The sequence below is a fragment of the Synechococcus sp. N32 genome, from assembly GCF_900473895.1.
Lineage (GTDB): Bacteria > Cyanobacteriota > Cyanobacteriia > PCC-6307 > Cyanobiaceae > Parasynechococcus.
On the sequence record NZ_UCND01000011.1, the window covers coordinates 154,468 to 173,995 of the forward strand.

At 63.2% G+C, this 19,528-nt stretch carries 21 protein-coding genes and 1 tRNA gene; 15 read left to right on the forward strand and 7 right to left on the reverse strand.

The features are described from left to right. Window positions 1-3 precede the first annotated feature (3 nt). Complete coding sequence (locus tag DXY35_RS04415) at window positions 4-2,748, reverse strand: valine--tRNA ligase (protein ID WP_115081291.1); 2,745 nt, start codon at window positions 2,746-2,748, stop codon at window positions 4-6. A gap of 88 nt (window positions 2,749-2,836) precedes the next feature. Between DXY35_RS04415 and DXY35_RS04420 the strand changes: the two genes are divergently transcribed. Together DXY35_RS04420 and DXY35_RS04425 are read left to right on the forward strand one after the other, a co-directional pair. Continuing rightward, window positions 2,837-4,087 carry an extracellular solute-binding protein gene (locus tag DXY35_RS04420; protein WP_115081292.1) on the forward strand — a complete coding sequence of 417 codons (1,251 nt, stop codon included), beginning with the start codon at window positions 2,837-2,839 and terminating at the stop codon, window positions 4,085-4,087. After that, window positions 4,084-5,409, forward strand: a complete 1,326-nt coding sequence (locus DXY35_RS04425; protein WP_371681733.1) for a mechanosensitive ion channel family protein — start codon at window positions 4,084-4,086, stop codon at window positions 5,407-5,409. Before DXY35_RS04420 ends, DXY35_RS04425 begins: the two co-directional genes overlap by 4 nt. Here the strand turns inward: DXY35_RS04425 and DXY35_RS04430 are convergent. Together DXY35_RS04430 and DXY35_RS04435 are read right to left on the reverse strand one after the other, a co-directional pair. Then, complete coding sequence (locus DXY35_RS04430) at window positions 5,385-6,008, reverse strand: 2OG-Fe(II) oxygenase (RefSeq protein WP_114987741.1); 624 nt, start codon at window positions 6,006-6,008, stop codon at window positions 5,385-5,387. The genes DXY35_RS04425 and DXY35_RS04430 overlap by 25 nt on opposite strands. Further along, window positions 6,005-6,457 (reverse strand): protein phosphatase, encoded by a 453-nt coding sequence (locus DXY35_RS04435; RefSeq protein WP_115081602.1) that lies wholly within the window; start codon window positions 6,455-6,457, stop codon window positions 6,005-6,007. Before DXY35_RS04435 ends, DXY35_RS04430 begins: the two co-directional genes overlap by 4 nt. Window positions 6,458-6,511: 54 nt before the next feature. Between DXY35_RS04435 and DXY35_RS04440 the strand changes: the two genes are divergently transcribed. The 6 genes from DXY35_RS04440 to DXY35_RS04465 are packed head-to-tail and all read left to right on the forward strand — an operon-like array spanning window position 6,512 to window position 9,532. Then, window positions 6,512-6,769, forward strand: coding sequence for a hypothetical protein (locus tag DXY35_RS04440; RefSeq protein WP_011365486.1), 258 nt, complete (start codon window positions 6,512-6,514; stop codon window positions 6,767-6,769). A 20-nt stretch (window positions 6,770-6,789) separates the two neighbouring features. After that, on the forward strand, window positions 6,790-7,698 hold the full coding sequence (locus DXY35_RS04445; RefSeq protein WP_115081293.1) for an oxidoreductase: 909 nt from the start codon (window positions 6,790-6,792) through the stop codon (window positions 7,696-7,698). Window positions 7,699-7,748: 50 nt separating this feature from the next. Then, on the forward strand, window positions 7,749-8,159 hold the full coding sequence (locus DXY35_RS04450; RefSeq protein ID WP_114987764.1) for a transcriptional repressor: 411 nt from the start codon (window positions 7,749-7,751) through the stop codon (window positions 8,157-8,159). Continuing rightward, window positions 8,156-8,893 carry an MBL fold metallo-hydrolase gene (locus DXY35_RS04455; protein ID WP_115081294.1) on the forward strand — a complete coding sequence of 246 codons (738 nt, stop codon included), beginning with the start codon at window positions 8,156-8,158 and terminating at the stop codon, window positions 8,891-8,893. Before DXY35_RS04450 ends, DXY35_RS04455 begins: the two co-directional genes overlap by 4 nt. Window positions 8,894-8,931: 38 nt before the next feature. Further along, window positions 8,932-9,168, forward strand: a complete 237-nt coding sequence (locus DXY35_RS04460; RefSeq protein WP_115009835.1) for a high light inducible protein — start codon at window positions 8,932-8,934, stop codon at window positions 9,166-9,168. Window positions 9,169-9,226: 58 nt separating this feature from the next. After that, window positions 9,227-9,532, forward strand: a complete 306-nt coding sequence (locus DXY35_RS04465; RefSeq protein ID WP_115009834.1) for a TIGR03894 family protein — start codon at window positions 9,227-9,229, stop codon at window positions 9,530-9,532. Window positions 9,533-10,540: 1,008 nt separating this feature from the next. On the opposite strand, the gene DXY35_RS04475 is transcribed toward DXY35_RS04465, so the two are convergent. Further along, window positions 10,541-10,612 (reverse strand) — tRNA-Val (locus DXY35_RS04475). A gap of 58 nt (window positions 10,613-10,670) precedes the next feature. Here DXY35_RS04475 and DXY35_RS04480 point away from each other — a divergent pair. Then, window positions 10,671-11,153 carry a metal-binding protein gene (locus tag DXY35_RS04480; protein ID WP_114988724.1) on the forward strand — a complete coding sequence of 161 codons (483 nt, stop codon included), beginning with the start codon at window positions 10,671-10,673 and terminating at the stop codon, window positions 11,151-11,153. Window positions 11,154-11,186: 33 nt separating this feature from the next. Then, window positions 11,187-12,020, forward strand: a complete 834-nt coding sequence (mazG, locus tag DXY35_RS04485) for a nucleoside triphosphate pyrophosphohydrolase (protein WP_115081296.1) — start codon at window positions 11,187-11,189, stop codon at window positions 12,018-12,020. Here the strand turns inward: mazG and arfB are convergent. Continuing rightward, entirely contained in the window at window positions 12,017-12,448 is a 432-nt protein-coding gene (arfB, locus tag DXY35_RS04490; RefSeq protein ID WP_115081297.1) for an alternative ribosome rescue aminoacyl-tRNA hydrolase ArfB, read from the reverse strand. The genes mazG and arfB overlap by 4 nt on opposite strands. Window positions 12,449-12,717: 269 nt before the next feature. Here arfB and speE point away from each other — a divergent pair, with 269 nt between their 5' ends. Further along, a complete protein-coding gene (gene speE / locus DXY35_RS04495) occupies window positions 12,718-13,560 on the forward strand; it encodes a polyamine aminopropyltransferase (RefSeq protein ID WP_115081298.1) in 843 nt (280 codons plus the stop codon). Beyond that, window positions 13,557-14,435 (forward strand): agmatinase, encoded by an 879-nt coding sequence (speB, locus tag DXY35_RS04500; protein ID WP_115081299.1) that lies wholly within the window; start codon window positions 13,557-13,559, stop codon window positions 14,433-14,435. The genes speE and speB overlap by 4 nt, the downstream gene beginning before the upstream one ends. Here speB and DXY35_RS04505 read toward each other — a convergent pair. Next, on the reverse strand, window positions 14,429-14,824 hold the full coding sequence (locus DXY35_RS04505) for a cyclic nucleotide-binding domain-containing protein (RefSeq protein ID WP_115081300.1): 396 nt from the start codon (window positions 14,822-14,824) through the stop codon (window positions 14,429-14,431). The two genes, speB and DXY35_RS04505, sit on opposite strands and share 7 nt — an antisense overlap. An 83-nt stretch (window positions 14,825-14,907) precedes the next feature. Then, on the reverse strand, window positions 14,908-15,120 hold the full coding sequence (locus DXY35_RS04510; protein WP_115081301.1) for a hypothetical protein: 213 nt from the start codon (window positions 15,118-15,120) through the stop codon (window positions 14,908-14,910). A 130-nt stretch (window positions 15,121-15,250) separates the two neighbouring features. Between DXY35_RS04510 and gcvT the strand changes: the two genes are divergently transcribed. The 3 genes from gcvT to DXY35_RS04525 all read left to right on the forward strand — a co-directional run bounded on the left by gcvT (window position 15,251) and on the right by DXY35_RS04525 (window position 19,469). Beyond that, a complete protein-coding gene (gcvT, locus tag DXY35_RS04515) occupies window positions 15,251-16,354 on the forward strand; it encodes a glycine cleavage system aminomethyltransferase GcvT (RefSeq protein WP_115081302.1) in 1,104 nt (367 codons plus the stop codon). Between the two features lie 49 nt (window positions 16,355-16,403). Continuing rightward, a complete protein-coding gene (gene aspS / locus DXY35_RS04520) occupies window positions 16,404-18,233 on the forward strand; it encodes an aspartate--tRNA ligase (RefSeq protein ID WP_115081303.1) in 1,830 nt (609 codons plus the stop codon). A 102-nt stretch (window positions 18,234-18,335) separates the two neighbouring features. After that, window positions 18,336-19,469: an RpoD/SigA family RNA polymerase sigma factor gene (locus DXY35_RS04525; protein WP_115081304.1), complete on the forward strand. Its 1,134-nt coding sequence runs from the start codon at window positions 18,336-18,338 to the stop codon at window positions 19,467-19,469. Window positions 19,470-19,528: the final 59 nt, after the last annotated feature.

Below are 19,528 nucleotides of genomic sequence, written 5' to 3' on the forward strand. Positions count from 1 at the left end.
GACTCAGCTCAGATCCGCCAGGCGCTTGCGGGCCAGATTGGCCTGGGCCTGCTTCTCATCGAGGTTGGCCTGGCATTCCGCCACCACCTCCGGCGGGGCCTTGTCGGCGAAGTTGGGGTTGCCCAGCCGGCCCGCCAGGCCCTTGATCTCCTTCTCCGCCTTGGCGATGTCTTTCTCCAGGCGCCCTTTCAGCGCATCGAGATCCACAAGGCCTTCGATCGGCAGCAGCACCTGCAACTCTCCGCTCACCCCCGCCAGGGCCTTGGCCACCGGAGCCGCATCGGCCTCCGCCGGCGCCATCACCACCACCGACTCCGCCCGGGTCAGCGCCGTGATGTCGGCCGTGCCCTTGGTGAGCACATCCGCCAGCTCGCCGCGACCTGTGACGAAGCGCACCGGCACCGATTGCGAGGGCTTAAGACCCGCCACCGCACGCAGGTTGCGCACCACACGGATGGCGCCGATCAGCTCAGCGAAGGAGGCTTCCAATGCATCATCCAGAGCACTTTCATCCAGGACCGGCCAGGGCTGCAGAGCCAGGAAGGTGGTCTCCGGCTCGCCGGTAACGCTGTGCCAGAGCTCCTCGGTGAGGTGGGGCATCAACGGGTGCAGCATCAGATGCATCTGGCTGATCACCTTGGCCAGCACCTGCTTGGCCACCCGCTGATCAGCCAGGGCCTCGGCTGAGGGGTTCTCACCGGGGTTGAGCCGGCGCTTGCTCAGCTCCAGATACCAGTCGCAAACGTCGTTCCAGGCGAACTCGTAAAGCCCCTTGGCCGCTTCACCCAGGCCGTAGCTGCTGTAGCGCTCGGCCGTCTCCCGGTTCACCCGGGCCAGGCGAGAGAGGATCCAGCGATCGGCCAGCTGCAGGGCCGCAGGGTCGGGATCCCCGAGTTGGGCCGGCGTTTCACCGCCCAGGTTCATCAGGGCGAAGCGAGTGGCGTTCCAGAGCTTGTTGGCGAAGTTGCGCGAGGCCTCAACCGTGGCGGAGGTGTCCTTCTTGCGGTCATAGTCCAGGCGGATGTCCTGACCGGCACCGGCCACCTCCCGCACCAGGGCGAAGCGCAGGGCATCGGTGCCGTAGCGGTCGATCAGCAGCAGCGGATCGATGCCGTTGCCGGCGCTCTTGCTCATCTTGCGGTTCTGCTCATCCCGCACCAGGCCGTGGATGTAGACGTCCTGGAAGGGCATCTCACCGGTGAAGGCGCCGGCCATCATCGTCATCCGGGCCACCCAGAAAAAGATGATGTCGAAACCCGTCACCAGGGTGCTAGTGGGGTACCAGCGCTGCAGGTCGGCGCTGTCAGCATCGGGCCAGCCCAGGGTGGAGAAGGGCCAGAGGCCGCTGGAGAACCAGGTGTCGAGCACGTCTTCGTCCTGCTCGATCTCTACCGCCGCGCCGTACTCCGCCTTGGCCTTCTCCAGGGCTTCAGCTTCGTTGCGGGCCACCACGTAGGGGGTGGTGTCGGTGTACTTGCCGCCGGTCTCGCTGATCACGAACCAGGCGGGAATGCGATGGCCCCACCAGAGCTGGCGGCTGATGCACCAGTCGCGGATGTCGGTGAGCCAGTCGCGATACACCTTCTCCCAGCGCTCGGGGATGAAGCGGGGGTCCTGCTTCTCGAGGGCCTCACGGCAACGAGCCGCCAAAGGCTCGGTTTTGACAAACCACTGGGTGGAAAGCAGCGGCTCCACCGGCACCTTGCCGCGATCGGAATAGGGAACGCTGTGGCGGTAGTCCTCCACCTTCACCAGCAGCCCCAGCCCCTCCAGGCCAGCCACCACAGCCTTGCGGGCCTCGAAGCGATCCAGCCCCTCGAACTGGCCGGCCTCCTTGTTCATCGTGCCGTTCTTGCGCATCACCGTGATCTGGGGCAGACCGTGGCGCTGGCCGATGGCGAAATCGTTGGGGTCGTGGGCCGGCGTCACCTTGACGCAGCCGGTGCCGAACTCCTTCTCCACGTGGTCGTCGGCCACGATCGGAATCTCCCGGCCCACGAACGGCAGGGTGAGGGTCTGGCCCACCAGGTGGGCGTAGCGCTCGTCGGTGGGGTTCACCGCCACCGCCGTGTCGCCCAGCATTGTTTCGGGCCGGGTTGTGGCCACCTCCAGGTGGCCGTCGCCGCTGCTCAGCGGATAGCGGAAATGCCAGAGGTGGCCGTCCACCTCCTTCATCTCCACCTCCAGATCACTCACCGCCGAACCAGAGGCGGGGCACCAGTTCACTAGATACTCACCGCGGTAAATCAGCCCCTGCTCGTGCAGCCGCACGAAGGCCTCCTTCACCGCCTCACTCAGGCCCTCATCCAGGGTGAAGCGCTGGCGCTTCCAATCAACGGAATACCCCAACCGCCGCAGCTGGCCCACGATGCGGCCACCGCTTTCGGCCTTCCATTCCCAAGCCCGCTCCAGGAAGGCATCGCGGCCGAGATCGTGGCGAGTCTTGCCCTCCTCCTTCAGCTGCTTCTCGAGGATCGTCTGCACCGCGATCGAGGCGTGGTCGGTACCGGGCAGGCAGAGCACGTTTTTCCCCGCCAAGCGCTGGTAGCGCACGATCGTGTCGATCAGGGCCGTGTTGAAGGCATGGCCCATGTGCAGGCTGCCGGTCACGTTCGGCGGCGGGATCACCACAGAGAACGGTTCACCGGGGGCCTTCGGGTTGGGATGGAACGCCCCCTGGTCCTCCCAGGCCTGCTGCCAGCGGGCCTCCGTGCCAGCCGGGTCGTAGGTCTTGGCCAGTTCGGGCACGGAAAGCTCAGCGGTTCAGCCGGCCATGCTCGCAAAGCCCTGTCCGCTACGGCCAATCTCCCTAGCATCGGCCTATCGAAGCGATGGCATGGTCGCGATCCGGATCCAGCATCTGGCCCTAGGCATCGCACTCGCCGTGACCAGCGCAGGCTGCAGCTCCTGGAGGCCACCGGTGGTGGTGAAGGTGGCGCGCACGATCAACAACGCAGAAACCATTTCCAGCAAGGACTACGAACGGCTGAGGGAGGTGACCGAAGAAGCCATCGATCACATCAAGGGCGTGAATCCCCACATCCGCCCGCAACTGACCCTGTCCAGCCAGAAAAACTTCGTTGACGAAATCGCCGATCAGACCCGCAGCGGCTTTGGCCCAGATCTGCTGATCACCGATAGCGACACAGCCCTTGAGCTGTACAGGCGCAAATTGGTGGATCCGATTGAACTTTCACCCGAAGATCGCGCCGACACACCGAGCTATCTGTTCGACCTCGTCACCGCTCATGACGGACAACTGGTGGGCCGCCCGGTGAACCAGTTCGTGCAGCTGGCCTGCTTCAACAAGGAGCGCTTGAGCTCCCCTCCTCAGACTCTGGAGGGGATGGAACAAGAAAGCGAAGGCAGCACCTTCGGCATGGCGCTTCAGCTGAAAGATCTGTTCTGGAGCGCTGAATCCTTCGACGCCGGCGAGGCCATGGAAGCCGCTCTAGCCCAACTCCCGCCGAACGCTGAACGGCAAGCCAACGTGACCAGCTGGTTGCACTGGTTGAAAAACTCCAGCTATCAGCAGAACATTCGCTTCCTCAATGATCAGCGCAGCCTGCGCGATGCCTTGGTAGCTGGAGATCTGGATTGGATCACCTGCTGGAGCAGCAGCCTGCGGGAGTTGAGAGAAAAAATGGACGGGAAGCTTGCCCTCGCCCCGCTCCCGAAAGGTCCGTCCACCAAGCTCAAAGCCGCCACCAAACTTCAGGTGTGGTCCCTGGGGCGCAACTCCAGCCCCGAGCAGCGGGACAAGGCTCTGGTGATGATCGATTTCATCACCAAACCCTGGGCGCAAAAGACCTATGCCCTGGCCGGACGCAATTCACTTCCGGTGAATCGGAAAGCCGCAAAAATTGTGGCGGCAAAAATCCCAGGAGGGACTGAAGCCCTGGTGACATACGCAAAGCAGTCGCTGAAGGAAAACGCCGCCAAGGGGCAATCGAAAGCTCGGGTGTACCGGGATCCGGAGCGTTACGAAGCCATCTCGAACGCTCTGCTCGACACCATTTACGACGTCAGTTCTCCTGAGAAAGCCAGCCAAACCATCCTCAAGAGTTTGCGGGAGAGCGGCTCATGATCACGCAGATCACGTCTGAGGCCACCACTTGGCTGGGTTATCTGCAACGCGGTTCTGTGCTCATCCAGGTGGGTTTTTTCGTTGCTGCCATCAGCAGCGAATCCAGGGTCAAGCGCAAACTCAACAGCCCCCTGATCGCCAGCCTGACCCATCTGATCGTGCCGGCGGCGCTGTTCATTAGCGCCAGCGTGTTGACCCTGGCCGGCATCACAGCGGGCTTTCTGCAGTACCTGGCGCTGCTCTGGGTGCTGTGGCGCTGCGTTGAACCCACCAAGCAGCTGATCCACCAACGCTTCCCCAAAGTGCCTGTGGAAGAAATCGATAAATCGTTCTTCCGGCCTGTGCTGCTGGTGATGTCGATCCTCACCTTTGTCCAGATGCTGGGCAGCCGGGAATCGTTGTCGCTGATTTCCCTGGGTGACGTGTTCGGGGTGACACTCACCATCGGCAAATTGTTCACCGCCCTGGTGATCGTTTATATGGTGATCGCCCTGGCCAGCCGGCCTGCGGCCTTCGCCGCCTGGCTGGGGGGAAGCTTCTTCGGCATCAGGCCACAGGGCCGCAAGGCACTGGAAGTGATTCTTCGCTATTCGGTGATCGGCGTCGGCGTGATGGGGGTGGCGTATTACATCGGCATCAATGGCACCGCCCTGGTGGCCGTGGCCGGGGGCCTCTCGGTGGGCATCGGCTTCGGCATCAAGGAGATCATCTCCAACTTCATCAGCAGCCTCTGGCTGTTGTTCGAAGGATCGGTGCGCCCCGGCGAAATCCTGATGATCAACGGCGACCCCTGCACCGTGCGCAAGCTGGGCCTGCGGGCCACCCAGTTGCGGCGCGGCCGCGATGGAGCGGAATTGCTGATTCCGAACCAGAACTTCTTCACCCAGGAGGCGGAGTCGTACACCGCTGAGGAAACCTCACGCCGCGACGCGGTGGTGGTGGGGGCGGCTTATCACCATGAACCCAGTCAGGTGATCGCGGTCCTTGAGGAGGTGGCCCGTCAGCACGAGAAGGTGCTGGAATACCCACCACCACAGGCGTTCACGGTGGATTTCGCCGATTCATCGATCAACTACAAGCTGCTCTTCTGGGTGCGCAATCCCCTGGAAGCCTTCGCTGTTGGCAGTGATTTGCGTCAAGCGATCTGGACGGCGTTCGACAAGAACGGATCGGCATTCCCTTCCCGCAGCGACAGGTGTATCCAATGGAATGGCCCCCCTCCAAGGAACAAACCCACCGGATTGGCAGCCCCACCAAGCAGCTCCAGGCAGAAACAGACAGCGATCCAACCAACGATTCAACTGGCGAGACGTCGTAGGTAGTCCTCCTGTCGTCCGGCGTTGATCCAACCGGTGGCGATCAACTTGCTGGCGCTCTCGTTCACCCGGCCACGATGAATGTGGGACGGACCAGCCGGAAAGATCACCAACTTGCCCCGCTCCGCCGGTTCGTGATGGTCCTGCCAGTGGAACTCGGTGCCGGCCTCATCCACGTCGTTGCAATAAAGAATCCAGGCCAGCACCCGGTGCACCGGTTCGGTGGCCTCATCGCTGATGGTCCAATCGCAGTGCCAACGCTTGAACCCTTCCCCCGGGGCGTAGTGCTGGAGGTTGAAGATCGGATTCACAAACAGGCTCTGCTGCGGGCAGCACTGCCGGAACAGCGGTCGCTCCTGCAGATAGCGCTCCAAGCCGGCCGTCACCCCACGCAGGATCAGTTGCGAGAGAGCAAAGGATTCAGGTTCCGAGCGATCAATCGCCACCAGGCTGATGTCGGTGCTCTGTTTCGCCGGCTCCCCCTCCCCCTCGGGCCCGAAAGCCACGCCAGGCCGCTGTAAGTCCACCCGGCGCTCGAAGAATTCACGCACCGCATCCGCCACCGAGGCGTAACCGGGATTGCTGTAGCGCCCGATCAGGTTCATGCCGCAGCCTCCAAGCGGGGAATCGCCACCACAGCATCGAGCTGCTGCCAACGCGCCCGGTCAGCCACCACATGGTCCTGCAACTGCACCTGTTCAATCACCGTGCCAGCGCGCTCAAGATCAAGGGGAACACCCGGGCCCATCGGCAGCACCAGCACCTGCTGCTCAGCCGGATCGGCCATCACCTGAAGATCGAGGGCCTCCAGCTCCCGCTCAAAGAACACCCGCCGCATCCGGGTGGTGAAGCTTGGCCCAAGCGCCTCGACGAACCGGGCCATGCCGGCTTCATCCCCGGAGCTGCCGCAATTGAGCGATAACCAGATCAGCAGCTTCACCCAACTTTCTGCCGTCCACAGGGGTTGGAAGCTCTCCCGGTGCTGCCGCACCAGCTCAGCGATTGAAAAATCAAACAGCGTGGCCTGCAGGCCAGTGGCATCAGCGGAATCCATGCTGTTCATCCTCTCCTGCGAAAGGTCAGACTGGGGCGACTGGCTATTCGCACCATGGCCCTGGACCTGAACGATCCCGAACTCGAGTTCTCCGATCTGGTCTACGCCTACCAGAGCTGGGTGATGGCGGTGATCAACGACGAAAAGCTGGACAGCGACGACAAGCTGCTCACCGATGACATCGCCGAGGACGCCCTTAACTCAATGCGCTTCCTGCCCGGCGAAGTGACCAGCGCCATCGAAACCAGCCTGGCCCGCGTCTACGACGTGGACGCCGACGAACTGGCCGAGCTGCTCTTCCCGGAGGACTGAGCCCAGGCTCAGGTGACGCGATGGGTTGGTCCGCGGCTGACATCCCGAACCAGCAGGGGCGCATTGCCCTGATCACTGGAGCCAACAGCGGTCTGGGTCTGGAAACCGCACGGGCCTTGAAACGCTGCGGGGCCACGGTGGTGTTGGCGTGCCGCAGCCCCCGCAAAGCCGAGCTGGCCAAGCAGGAGTTGCTGCCGGAGCGCGATGGGGGAGCGGTGGATCTGGTGGACCTGGATCTGGCGGACCTGACCAGCGTGCAAAAGGCGGCGGCCACCGTCGGGGAGCGCTACGGCTGCCTTGATCTGCTGATCAACAACGCTGGCGTGATGGCACCGCCGCGCCGCACCACCGCCCAGGGGCATGAATTGCAGTTCGGTGTGAATCACCTGGGGCACATGGCCCTGACTCAGGCCCTGCTGCCGCTGCTGCAGAACCGGCCCGATCCCCGCGTAGTGACGGTGACTTCCGGAGCGCAGTACTTCAGCAAGATCCGCTGGGACGACCCCAGTTGGAGCAAGGGCTACGACCGCTATGCGGCCTATGGCCAAAGCAAACTCGCCAACGTGATGTTTGCCCTTGAGCTGGATGCACGCCTGCGCGAGCAGAGCAGCCCGATCCGCTCCCTGGCCGCCCATCCCGGCATCGCGCGCACGGAATTGCAGCCCACCGCAATCGCCAGCGTCGGCAACCGCTTCGAGGCTCTGGCCTACCGGCTGATGGATCCCCTGTTCCAAAGCGCCGGCATGGGTGCCCTCCCACAACTGCATGCCGCCACCGCCGCGACGGCACAGGGTGGCGAGCACTACGGCCCTGAACAGTTCGGTGGCTTACGGGGTGCACCGGCGCTCTGCCGTGTGGCGCCCGCAGCGAATGAACCCACCGAACGGCAGCGGCTCTGGAGCTTGAGCGAGCAGCTGATCGGTGGCTGAATCCCACGCTGTGATGTTGAGTGGCCGCTGGTTGGTCGCCCTTTGAAACCATGGCCACTCGCCGCCCTGCCACCCAGATCAATGCCCGCCAGAAGGTCTTGCTGGCGAACCTGCAGGCCTGTGGTGATGAGATGAGCGGTCAGCAGCTGCACCGCAGCCTGGAGCCCGAACAGGCCATGGGCCTGGCCACGGTGTACCGGAATCTGCGCCAGCTGCAGCAACGGGGCCTGGTGCGCTGCCGCCACCTGCCCAATGGCGAGGCGCTCTATGCGCCGCTGGAGCGAGATCGCCACCACCTCACCTGCGTCGATTGCGGCAAGACCCAGGCGCTCGACCACTGCCCGATTCACGACCTGGAGGTGCCCGAAGACGGTCGCAAAGGCTTCGATCTCCTGTTTCACACGCTTGAATTCTTTGGTCTCTGCAGCGACTGCCGCGAGCGGCAGCAAAGCCCGTCATGACCCTGGCCGCCACGTACTACGGAGCCAATGGCTGGTTGCTCGAATTCGATGATCTCCGCGTTCTGGTGGATCCCTGGTTGCGCGGCAGCCTGAGCTTCCCCCCTGGGGAGTGGCTGCTCAAAGGGGAACTGCCCTGCGAGCGCAAGGTGCCCGAGAAGCTGAACCTGCTGTTGCTCACCCAGGGGCTTGCAGACCACGCCCATCCGGACACCTTGGCGCTTCTCCCCAAGGACCTGCCCGTCATTGGATCGGCGGCGGCTGCACGGGTGGCGGAACGCCTGGGCTTCACCAGCGTGAAAGCCCTCTCCCCCGGAGAGAGCACCAACCACCAGGGCCTGCGGGTGCGCGCCAGCGCCGGTGCACCGGTGCCGATGGTGGAAAACGGTTATCTGCTCGAGCATCCGGCCGGGTCGCTCTATCTCGAACCCCACGGTTTTCTCGATCCAGCCCTGGAGCCACAGCCCCTGGATGCCGTGATCACGCCGATGGTGGATCTGGGGCTGCCGGCGCTTGGAGCGTTTGTTAAAGGCTGCTCCGTGGTGCCGCAACTGGTGGAACGCTTCCAACCCACCACAGTGCTCGCCAGCACCTCCGGCGGCGACGTGCGCTTTAGCGGCGCCTTGAGTCGGGCCCTGCAAATGAAAGGATCCGTGGCCAGCACTGGAGCCCAGCTGCCGGCCAGCAGCTCCTGGACCGATCCAACACCGGGGGAACGACTGCTGCTGAAAAACTGATTGCTTGGATTAAGCTTTGTAACAACAGCTTGAGTTCGATGAAATCCACGCAAGCCAGCGATTCCTGGTTCCAAGGCGTCGCTGCCCGCGACATCCACATGGAGCAGCTCAAAAAGGCCGAACGCTTCAACGGCCGTGCCGCCATGGTCGGCATCGTGATCGGAATCATCACCGAGGGGCTCACCGGTGCCGGCATCGTTCACCAGATCGGACTGGGTCCCCTGGTGGATGGCTATGCCGCCTGCCGCACCCAATTCCTGCCCTTCTGCTTCTGATTCGGAAGGGGGACCACCCCCCCGATGATGAGAATGGTGCGATTCACGTTCGAATCGAATGGCTGCTGACAAGGAACTGCTGAAGGAAGTGGCCCTGGAGCTGTGGAACACCACCAAAAAGCTTCGTCCCGGCCTGCCCAAAGCGCCTCGCGCCCAGCTGGTCTTAAAAGCCCTGCTCACCATCGGTGACATGAGCGATCAGCTGGAGGCCGCCATGGTGCTTGGGGTGATTGAGGCGCAGGAACCCGACGATGAGCCCGGGCAGGGAGAAGCGGCCGGCGAAGACAAGACGGTGTCTGAAACCGATGCCAAGACCGAGCGGGAGACCCCCAGGGTTGTGCGCAAGCGCTCCAGCAGCCGCTGATCAAGACTTCCAAATCACAAGCCACCCATCCCGCTCCCTACCTGGGGATGGGTCAAGCTTTTGAAAGCGCTGCGGCGAGACGGCTTAACGCTGCAGAGCAACCACAGCCGCAGCAGCAGCAAGGGCAACGATTCCAGCCATCCAGATGCTGCCTTGGCGTTCCAACAACCAAGCAGCGTTGCGAGAGATCGACAACCTGCCAGTTGCCAACAGCGCAGTGAACCCCACTAGCAGAACCACGGGAACCACAAGCGCCAAGACCAACTGCATCACAAAGTGCCTTTGAGGCCTACCTTCCAATGATGATGTGGTGGCAAATCGAGCTACGTCTCTACGTCCGCACCACAGCCTGAATCTTGACTCTGTTGATCGTCACGGCCGGTTTCATTGGTCTGCTTTGGCTCACGCAAAGCCTGATCAGACGTGGCATGGACGACGGCAGCAACAGCTGAGGCGTCTTCATTCCGCTGAAGGGACGAACCTCGTCAGCGATGTCTGGGCTCCCCTGGGGCCTGCTCGGCTTCCGCCTTCAGGAAACGGCGATGCTGAGATGAGGCATAGCCGCTGAGGTCAATTCTGCTGGCATTGCTGCCAGCCTTTCGCCACTCCCTCGGGGGGGTGCTGGATCTTCTGTTCATGGAATCGAGTTATCGGTTCTCGCGCAGTGGGCCTTCAATCAGGCTCTTTGGCGTCGCCCCACCTTTGCACACCCAACCGTCCGACGCACCGAGCGGATGAGTAATTGCAGCTACGGCAAGCCATTCGAATCGGACCGATACTCCGCCCAACGGCAAGCGCCTTGTGACTCCTGAAGAGCAGTACGTGCAATGCATGGATGCTGCCTACGCCGCTGCTGACAGGGAGACCTGCCTGAAAATGATGCGAAGGGCAGAAGGCGTCCTGCGCGGTGAATTCAGCGCCCAGCCAACAAGCGATGGTCCTGGAGAGCGAACGCTGGCGAACTGAAGCAAAACCTCAGGAAACGCAGTGCAGCACTGCGTTTTTAAATGGGCGATACTGGGATCGAACCAGTGACAATCTCCTTGTAAGGGAGGTGCTCTACCGCTGAGCTAATCGCCCCACCGGGCAGATTCTGCCCTAACGCGTCAGCTTGGGGGCGCACGACAGCCCCGAAGACTTGGCAACGGGTCGCCGCCACGATCAGAGCATCTGGGTCATGAGTCTCCCGCTCGGCATCGCTGTGGGCTTGGTGCTGGGATGGGCTGCAGCCTTGATCGCAGCCGCCAGCTGCCTGGCTGGCGGTTTATGGCTGTCCCCAGACCTCGATACCCGCTCCAATGCGCTGCGGCGCTGGGGAGCCCTCGGCTTTCTCTGGTGGCCCTACCGCCTGCTGATTCCCCATCGCTCGCTTTGGTCCCATGGTCCGCTGCTGGGAACAACCGCGCGCCTGGCGGTGCTGCTCACCTGGTGCCTGATCGTGAGCATGGCGGTTCCAGCACTCTCACCAGCGGTGCTGCTGACGACGCTCCAGCAACTGATGCATCAGCACCCACGGGAGTTCATCGCTCTGCTTGTGGGTTTGGAGGGCAGTGCCTGGATCCACCTGATCCTCGATGGCGACCCCTGGCCCCAGGAATGGTCGAAGAAACGACAGCGATGAGAAGGTGGGCGTTGCCCCAGTTGTTGCCCCGGCATGGCCAACGCTCCTTCTGACGCCATCCAGCGACTGATCGATGTTGTGGCCCAACTCAGGGATCCAACAACAGGCTGTCCCTGGGATCTGGAGCAGACCCATGCCTCGCTGGTGCCCTACGTGCTGGAGGAGGCCCATGAAGTGGCCGATGCGATCCGCCAGGGCAGCGATGCCGAGATGAAGCAAGAGCTGGGGGATCTGCTGCTGCAGGTGGTGCTGCATGCCCAGATCGCTCGGGAGCAGCAGCGCTTTGATTTGGATGCGATTGCCGACGGCATCAGCGACAAACTGATCCGCCGTCACCCCCATGTGTTCGGCGATGCCGTCGCCAGCACCAGTGACGAGGTGCGACGCAGCTGGGAGGCCATCAAGCTCCAGGAGCAGGCCGAGGCCCTGGCGGGCTCCTCCAGCCCCCTCAGCGACCGGCTCAGAACCAAGGTGCGGGGCCTGCCGGCCCTGGCTGGAGCCATGACCATCTCCAAGAAAGCGGCCAAAGCCGGCTTCGAGTGGGATGACATGGCCGGCGTCTGGGAGAAGGTCCATGAGGAGCTGGACGAACTCAAGGAGGCTGTGGCCAACGGCGACAAAGGTCATGCCCAGGAGGAACTGGGCGATCTGCTGTTCACCCTGGTGAATGTGGCCCGTTGGTGCAGCATCGAACCCGAGGAGGGTCTCGCCGGCACGAATCAACGTTTCCTCGACCGCTTCTCCCGCGTTGAAGCTGCCCTGGAAGGGGATCTGCAGGGCCGCAGCATCAACGAATTGGAAGCCCTCTGGAAACAGGCCAAAGCGGCGATCCGAGCAGAACACTCGCCCACCTCTGGATCCGATTAGTCGTCCAGGGAGGGACGACTGCGCCGTTGACGCTTGAGGTCACCACGCTTTTTCTTCGTGTCCAAGCGCCGCTTCACGGCACCACGACCCGGCCGGGTGGCCTTTCGGGCACGCGGTGCTGGCTGCAAGCCCTCCCGCAGCAGCTCCCCCATGCGATGCAGAGCCTTCTGTCGGTTCTGCCATTGGGAGCGTTCTTCTGCGACCACAACCCGTAGGCAGCCCTCCACCAAACGGGTCTGGAAGTGCTCCAGCAATCGGGCGCGGCGAAATGGACCCAGACAGGAACAGTTCGCTAGATCCAGAAGCAATTCCACACGGGAATCGGTGGTGTTGACCCCCTGCCCGCCGGGGCCGGATGAGCGACTGAACCGCCAGCGCAGCTCCCTGGACGGAATGGTCAACCGATCGTTCACCACCAGGTCTTGCACCAGCCATCTCCTGGCTCAAGAACAACAGGATGCTCCCACCAGGTTGATGCTTCGAAGAGGGAGCACCTGCACCAACCCTGAACCCTACCGATAAGACAAAAGCCTTGATCTGACGAAAAAGGCTTTGGAGCTGCCCTCTTCCACAGCAGCTCCCCAACGAAGCACATCCAACCTCCACATCTTGAGTTCGTCAATACCAAGAGCACCACATCTGGTGCTTGGGAACAGCCCCACCGGGTCCTTAGCTGGAGAGATGCCGACCGCAGCCCATGAGCAGCTGGATTGACGAAGAACACCGCGGCGTCCGCTATGGATTGAAGGGAGAGGTGCTGGTCGAGGAGACCAGTCCGTTCCAGCGGATCAGCGTGATTCGCAGTGAGCGCTACGGGCGGGGGCTACTCCTGGATGGCTGTTGGATGACAGCGGAACAGCAGGAACGCCACTACCACGAGGCCTTGGTGCACCCAGCCCTATGCAGCGCCAGCTCGATCGAGCAAATTCTGGTGATCGGAGGCGGGGACGGCGGCACCGCGCGGGAATGCCTGCGCCACCCAGGCGTCCAGCGGCTGGACATGGTGGAGATTGACGGGCGTGTGGTGGAACTCAGCCGGGAACACCTTCCCGACATCGGCGGATCCGCCTGGTCTGATCCGCGGTTCCAGCTCACGGTGGGCGATGGCATCGCCTGGGCCGCTGAGGCTGAGGACCAGAGCTATGACGTTGTCTTGGTGGATGGCTCTGATCCCGCCGGACCCGCCGAAGGCCTGTTCAACCGCGCCTTTTTCGAGAACTGCAAACGCTTGCTCAAGCCCGGGGGCGTGTTCGGCACGCAGAGCGAATCTCCGGAAGCCTTCCGCGATGTCCACATCGCCATGGTGCAGCTGTTGCGCGAGGTGTTTGACCACGCCGACCCTCTTTATGGCTGGGTGCCGATGTATCCGAGCGGCTGGTGGAGCTGGACCTTCGCCGCCATGGAAACACCCCGCTACCGCACTCCCAATCCCGAACGCAGCAAGGCCATTGCCGCAGGCTGCGAGATCTGGTCGCCGCGTTGGCAGCGAGGCGCCATAGACGCCGTGCCCGCCTTCATCGAACGGGAGTTGCAGTCATGACGGCACATCTGCCGAGTGGGCTGTTTGACAGCAACGGAACCATTTTCATGGGCTCCCGGCGCAACCCTGCCGGCTGCCGCGTTGGTCTTTTTGGTGTCCCCTACGACGGCACCACCTCCTTTCGCCCTGGCACCCGCTTTGGCCCCGCCGCCATCCGGGAGGTAAGCGCTGGCCTGGAGACCTATTGCCCGCAACTCGACCTGGATCTGGAGGATCTCGACTTTGCCGATCTCGGCGCCGTTGAGATTCCCTTCGGCAACCCTGAGCCCGTTCTCACCAAGGTGAAGCAGGCGACCGAAGCCGTGCTCGCCCTGGGCCTCAGGCCCCTGATGCTGGGCGGCGAGCATTCGATCAGCTCCGGTGCGGTGGAGGCTGTGGCACAACGCCACCCCGACCTGGTGCTGGTGCAGCTGGATGCCCATGCCGACCTCAGGGACAGCTGGCTGGGGGCCCGCCACAGCCATGCCTGCGCCATGCGCCGCTGTCTGGAGGTTCTTCCCAGCCAGACGCTGTTTCAACTCGCGATCCGGAGTGGCACGCGGGAGGAATTCAGCGAACTGCACGAGAGCGGCCGGCTGATGCCCAGCGTCGACGCCCTTCAACAGGCCCTCGCTCCCTTGCAGGAGAAACCCATCTATCTCACCGTCGATCTGGACTGGTTTGACCCCGCCGTTCTGCCTGGAACCGGCACACCGGAACCCGGTGGTTACAACTGGTCTGACTTCGCCAGCCTGATCGGGGTGCTTCGAGAGCATCACCTGGTGGCGGCCGATGTGGTGGAACTGGCCCCACAACTCGACACCAGTGGCATCAGCTCCGTGCTGGCCGCAAAGGTGACCCGCAGCCTGCTGCTGCTCCTGGGTGGCGATCAATAGAAGTGACGGGCATCAGCCCGCTGCTGCCGCAAACGGCTGTGCTGCTTGCTGAGCAATTGCAGCACCAGCGTTGGGTGCCGATGGATGAGCGCCAGAAAATTGGAGCGGCTCAGGCGGAACAACGAAACAGGCGTCACCGCTGTGGCATCACGGCTGTGACACTCGGCGCCATCCACCAGATCCTCATAGAAAAACAATTCACCGGAACCAAAGCGAATGCGGTTCAACGGACCACTGCTCAGTTCCATCCATCCCCGTTCAATCACATGGATGAACTGCACAGGCTCACCGGCACTGAAAACAGTTGCGCCGGTGGGAAGGGTCAGGAGATCCACCACAGGCTGTTCCTGGATCAGTTCCAGAGGAGTCAGCGGAGCTGAGGCGGACAAGGCAATAACGGGGGTTGGCTGCAGTATCCCGCGTTCATCCGGTGGAGGCCATCAGAATGGCGGAGACGTGGATGGATCCAGACTCACGTCAAGCTGCGATCCAGCTCCAGCTGACGCTCTCCAACACCGCTGCTCTGCAGAGCCGGAAGCTTGGGGGAACGGGGGATCCAGTGGTGACAGACCATCAGATCTGCAATCTCGGCATGCACCTCCAACCGGCGCAGACGGCACCACCCCTTCGCACCTGCCGGCAGGGTGCAGTACTGACAACTACGACAGCAGGAGCTGGCGGCCAAACAAGTGCTCCGGAAACGCGCTCAAGCTAGTGACGGTCTGCGAAACGGACCATGGACAGGGGCAAATTTCCGGGTTCCCTTCCGGATCGTGAAGCCCTCCATAAGAATGCGCTTCTCATCGGCCGCCCCAATGTCCCTGCAGCGCACTCCCCTGTTCGAGTCCTGCCGCAGCGCCGGGGGCCGCATGGTGCCGTTTGCAGGCTGGGAGATGCCGGTTCAGTTCAGCGGCCTGATCCAGGAGCACAAGGCGGTTCGCGAACGGGTCGGCATGTTCGATATTTCCCACATGGGAGTGCTGCACCTCGAAGGTGCCAATCCGAAGGATGCGCTGCAAAAGCTGATCCCCAGCGACCTGCACCGCATCGGTCCCGGCGAAGCCTGCTACTCGGTTCTGCTGAACGAGCGCGGCGGCATTCGCGACGACCTCATCGTTTACGACTGCGGTGCCATTGATGCAGAACGGGGTGCGCTGGTGCTGGTGATCAATGCCGCCTGCGCCGACAGCGACACCGCCTGGATCCGTGAACAGATGGAGCCCGCTGGCCTGACGGTGACCGACATCAAAAAGGACGGAGTGCTGCTCGCTCTGCAGGGCCCTGAGGCCATGGGTTTGCTGCAGGAGCTGAGCGGCGAAGACCTCAGCGGCTTGCCCCGCTTCGGCCACCGGATGCTCAACCTCGAGGGCCTGAGCCAACCGGTGTTCAGTGCTCGCACGGGCTACACCGGCGAAGACGGTGCCGAGCTGCTGCTCAACGCCGACGACGGGCAGAAGCTCTGGCAGCTTTTGCTCGATCGCGGTGTCACTCCCTGCGGCCTGGGGGCACGGGACACCTTGCGGCTGGAGGCCGCCATGCACCTTTACGGCCAGGACATGAACGACAAAACCAATCCCTTCGAGGCCGGGTTGGGTTGGCTCGTGCACCTGGAAATGCCCGTGGATTTTGTGGGCCGACAGGCGCTGGAGCAGGCGGCGGAATCCGGCCCGGCCAAACGCCTGGTGGGGCTCAAGCTGCAGGGTCGTTCCATCGCCCGCCACGACTACCCCGTAATGCACAACGGAGAGACGGTGGGCATCGTCACCAGCGGCACCTGGTCACCCACCTTGGAAGAAGCGATCGCCCTGGCCTATGTGCCGCCGTCCCTCGCCAAGCTCGGCACCGAACTGAGCGTTGAGATCCGCGGCAAGGCCCAGCCGGCAACGGTCGTTCGCAAGCCCTTCTACAAACGCGCCTGAAGCTCACCGCTGCTGTGGGAAACTCGCTCTTCTCCAGTTGAGACATCCCATGCGCAGCAACGGTTGCGGCGACCTGCGCGAACAGAACATTGATCAGCAGGTGCAACTGTGCGGCTGGGTGGATCGACGCCGTGATCACGGCGGGGTGATTTTCATCGACCTGCGGGACCGCAGCGGCACGGTGCAGATCACGGTGGACCCGGATCTGGGCGCCGACGCCTTCGCCGTCGCCGAGCATCTGCGCAGCGAAACCGTGCTGCAGGTTGAAGGGAAAGTCCGGGCCCGGCCCGGCGACTCCCTGAACGACAAGCTGGCGACGGGGGCCGTGGAAGTGCTCGCCAGCGGCATCACCGTGCTGAACAGCGTGAAAGGCAACCTGCCCTTCCCCGTGTCGGTGCACGACGAGGAGAACACCCGCGAAGAACTGCGGCTGCGCCACCGCTATCTGGATCTGCGCCGCAAGCGCATGAACGACAACCTGCGGCTGCGGGCCCAGACCATCCAGGCCGCCCGTCGCTTCCTGGAAGACGCCGGTTTCATCGAGGTGGAGACCCCGGTGCTAACCCGCTCCACGCCGGAAGGCGCCCGCGATTACGTGCTGCCCAGCCGGGTCTGCGGCGGCGAATGGTTCGCTTTGCCCCAGTCCCCCCAGTTGTTCAAGCAGCTGCTGATGGTGGGCGGCATCGAGCGGTACTACCAGGTGGCCCGCTGTTTCCGCGACGAAGACCTGCGGGCCGACCGCCAGCCGGAATTCACCCAGCTGGACATCGAGATGAGCTTCATGGATCAGGAGCAGATCCTGGAGCTGAACGAATCACTGATCTGCGCCATCTGGAAGGCCGTGAAGGGCATCGAACTGCCGCGGCCCTTCCCACGCATGACCTGGCATGACGCCATGGAGCGCTATGGCACCGACCGACCCGACACCCGCTACGGCATGGAGCTCACCAACGTGAGCGACATCGTGAAGGACATGGGCTTCAAGGTGTTCAGTGGCGCCGTGAAGTCCGGCGGCGCTGTGAAGTGCATCGCGGTGCCCGGCGGCAACGATGCGGTGAGCAACGTGCGGATCAAGCCCGGCGGCGATGTGTTCAGCGAGGCACAGAAAGCTGGTGCCGGTGGCCTGGCCTTCATCCGGGTGCGCGACGGCGGTGAGATCGACACGATCGGCGCCATCAAGGACAACCTCAGCGATGAGCAGAAGCAGGAGCTGCTCAGCCGCACCGGCGCGGAACCCGGCACCCTGCTGCTGTTCGGTGCCGGCGACACCGCCACGGTGAACAAGGCCCTCGACAGGGTGCGCCAGTACCTGGCCAAGGAGCTGGGCATGGTGAAGGCTGACCGGGACAACGACCAGTGGAACTTCCTCTGGGTGGTGGACTTCCCGATGTTCGAGTTCAACAGCGACGAGAACCGTTACGAGGCCCTGCACCACCCCTTCTGCGCACCCAATGCGGAGGATCTCGGCAGCGATGCATCAAAGTGGGCCGAAACCCTGCCCGGAGCCCGGGCCCAGGCTTACGACCTTGTGCTCAATGGCCTTGAGCTCGGCGGCGGCTCCCTGCGCATCCATAACTCCGCCCTGCAGCGCCAGGTGTTGCAGACGGTTGGATTGCCCCTCGAGGAGGCCCAGGAGCAGTTCGGCTTCCTGATGGACGCTCTTGATGTGGGCGCACCGCCCCACGGCGGCCTGGCCTTCGGTGTGGACCGGATGGTGATGCTGCTGGCCGGAGAGGATTCGATCCGCGACACCATTGCCTTCCCCAAGACCCAGCAGGCCCGCTGCCTGATGACCAGTGCCCCAGGGGGCGTTGCCGACAAGCAGCTGGAGGAACTGCACGTGGCCAGCACTTGGGTTGAGCCCGACCAGGAAGAGTGAAGGCGGCTATTGGGCTGAGCAGATCCCGAAGGGAATCAGCGCATTTGTCGCACCGCGGCCAACGGCGAGGAACCCTGAAGTTGGACTTCACAAGGCCAGCTTTTGCCCAGCAAACCCCGACGGACCGGGGGGACCCGTGAGCGCCGCAGCAGCGGCACAACGGATCTGCTGCGGCTTTATCTCCAGGACATCGGCCGGGTCGACCTGCTCACCAATGAGGAGGAGGTCACCCTGGCCCGTCTGGTACAGCGCCGTGAAGCACTGCTGCTCCAGCAACGGGAGCTGGCTGAGAGCGATGCCGCCATCGGTGAACTGCACCGTCTCGAAGAACTGCAACGCCGGGAAGCCAACCAGCACAGCCACTGGCCAACCAAGCAGGAATGGGCCCGGGCGGCAGGACTGCCCTTGCCCGAGTTGCAGCAGCGGATTGACCTGGGCTATCAGGCCTGGGCCGAGCAGGCCCAGCTGGAGGCTAAGGATCTGAAGCTGGCCCTCCGCAACGGGCGGCGAGCCAAAGACCACATGATTCAGGCCAACCTGCGCCTGGTGGTGGCGGTGGCCAAGAAGTACCAGCAGCGGGGCATGGAAATCCTGGACCTGGTCCAGGAGGGAACGCTCGGGCTGGAGCGGGCCGTGGAAAAGTTCGATCCCACTCGTGGTTTCCGCTTCAGCACCTACGCCTACTGGTGGATCCGCCAGGGCATCACCCGGGCCATCGCCACCCAGAGCCGCACGATCCGTTTGCCCGTTCACGTCACCGAAAAACTGAACCGGATCAAACGGGTCCAGCAGGAGATTGCAAGCAACGAAGGACGCATTGCCTCGATCGCGGATCTGGCGCGCGAATTGGGCATCAGTGAAGACACCGTGCGCCAGACCCTGGCCCGGGTGCCCCGCTCAGTGTCTTTGGACACCCGTGTCGGCCGCGAACAGGACACCCAGCTTGGGGATCTGATCGAGGACGGCCATGCAACCCCGGAGCAGACCCTCACCCACGACGAACTCCACAACGATCTGGAGGATCTCCTGGATGAACTCACCAATCGGGAGGCCGCTGTCCTGCGCCGGCGCTTCGGATTGGAGGACGACACGCCCCAGACCCTGGCCCAGATCGGGGAGGAGCTGAAACTCTCAAGGGAGCGCGTTCGTCAGATCGAAACCCGCGCCCTGCTCAAACTGCGGCAACCCCAACGACGCAGCAAAGTCCGGGATTACATCCAGGGCCTGGATTCCTAAAACACCGGTTCCCCCTGGAGCCCATGACCGACGCCAGCTAATTTGAAGAGTCACCCTGC

Bases quoted from the DNA above. Each gene is read 5' to 3' on its own strand.
- DXY35_RS04420 (WP_115081292.1), top strand. From the start codon at position 2,837: ATGGTCGCGATCCGGATCCAGCATCTGGCCCTAGGCATCGCACTCGCC.
- DXY35_RS04425 (WP_371681733.1), top strand. From the start codon at position 4,084: ATGATCACGCAGATCACGTCTGAGGCCACCACTTGGCTGGGTTATCTG.
- DXY35_RS04430 (WP_114987741.1), bottom strand. From the start codon at position 6,008: ATGAACCTGATCGGGCGCTACAGCAATCCCGGTTACGCCTCGGTGGCG.
- DXY35_RS04435 (WP_115081602.1), bottom strand. From the start codon at position 6,457: ATGGATTCCGCTGATGCCACTGGCCTGCAGGCCACGCTGTTTGATTTT.
- DXY35_RS04440 (WP_011365486.1), top strand. From the start codon at position 6,512: ATGGCCCTGGACCTGAACGATCCCGAACTCGAGTTCTCCGATCTGGTC.
- DXY35_RS04445 (WP_115081293.1), top strand. From the start codon at position 6,790: ATGGGTTGGTCCGCGGCTGACATCCCGAACCAGCAGGGGCGCATTGCC.
- DXY35_RS04450 (WP_114987764.1), top strand. From the start codon at position 7,749: ATGGCCACTCGCCGCCCTGCCACCCAGATCAATGCCCGCCAGAAGGTC.
- DXY35_RS04455 (WP_115081294.1), top strand. From the start codon at position 8,156: ATGACCCTGGCCGCCACGTACTACGGAGCCAATGGCTGGTTGCTCGAA.
- DXY35_RS04460 (WP_115009835.1), top strand. From the start codon at position 8,932: ATGAAATCCACGCAAGCCAGCGATTCCTGGTTCCAAGGCGTCGCTGCC.
- DXY35_RS04465 (WP_115009834.1), top strand. From the start codon at position 9,227: ATGGCTGCTGACAAGGAACTGCTGAAGGAAGTGGCCCTGGAGCTGTGG.
- mazG (WP_115081296.1), top strand. From the start codon at position 11,187: ATGGCCAACGCTCCTTCTGACGCCATCCAGCGACTGATCGATGTTGTG.
- speE (WP_115081298.1), top strand. From the start codon at position 12,718: ATGAGCAGCTGGATTGACGAAGAACACCGCGGCGTCCGCTATGGATTG.
- speB (WP_115081299.1), top strand. From the start codon at position 13,557: ATGACGGCACATCTGCCGAGTGGGCTGTTTGACAGCAACGGAACCATT.
- gcvT (WP_115081302.1), top strand. From the start codon at position 15,251: ATGTCCCTGCAGCGCACTCCCCTGTTCGAGTCCTGCCGCAGCGCCGGG.
- aspS (WP_115081303.1), top strand. From the start codon at position 16,404: ATGCGCAGCAACGGTTGCGGCGACCTGCGCGAACAGAACATTGATCAG.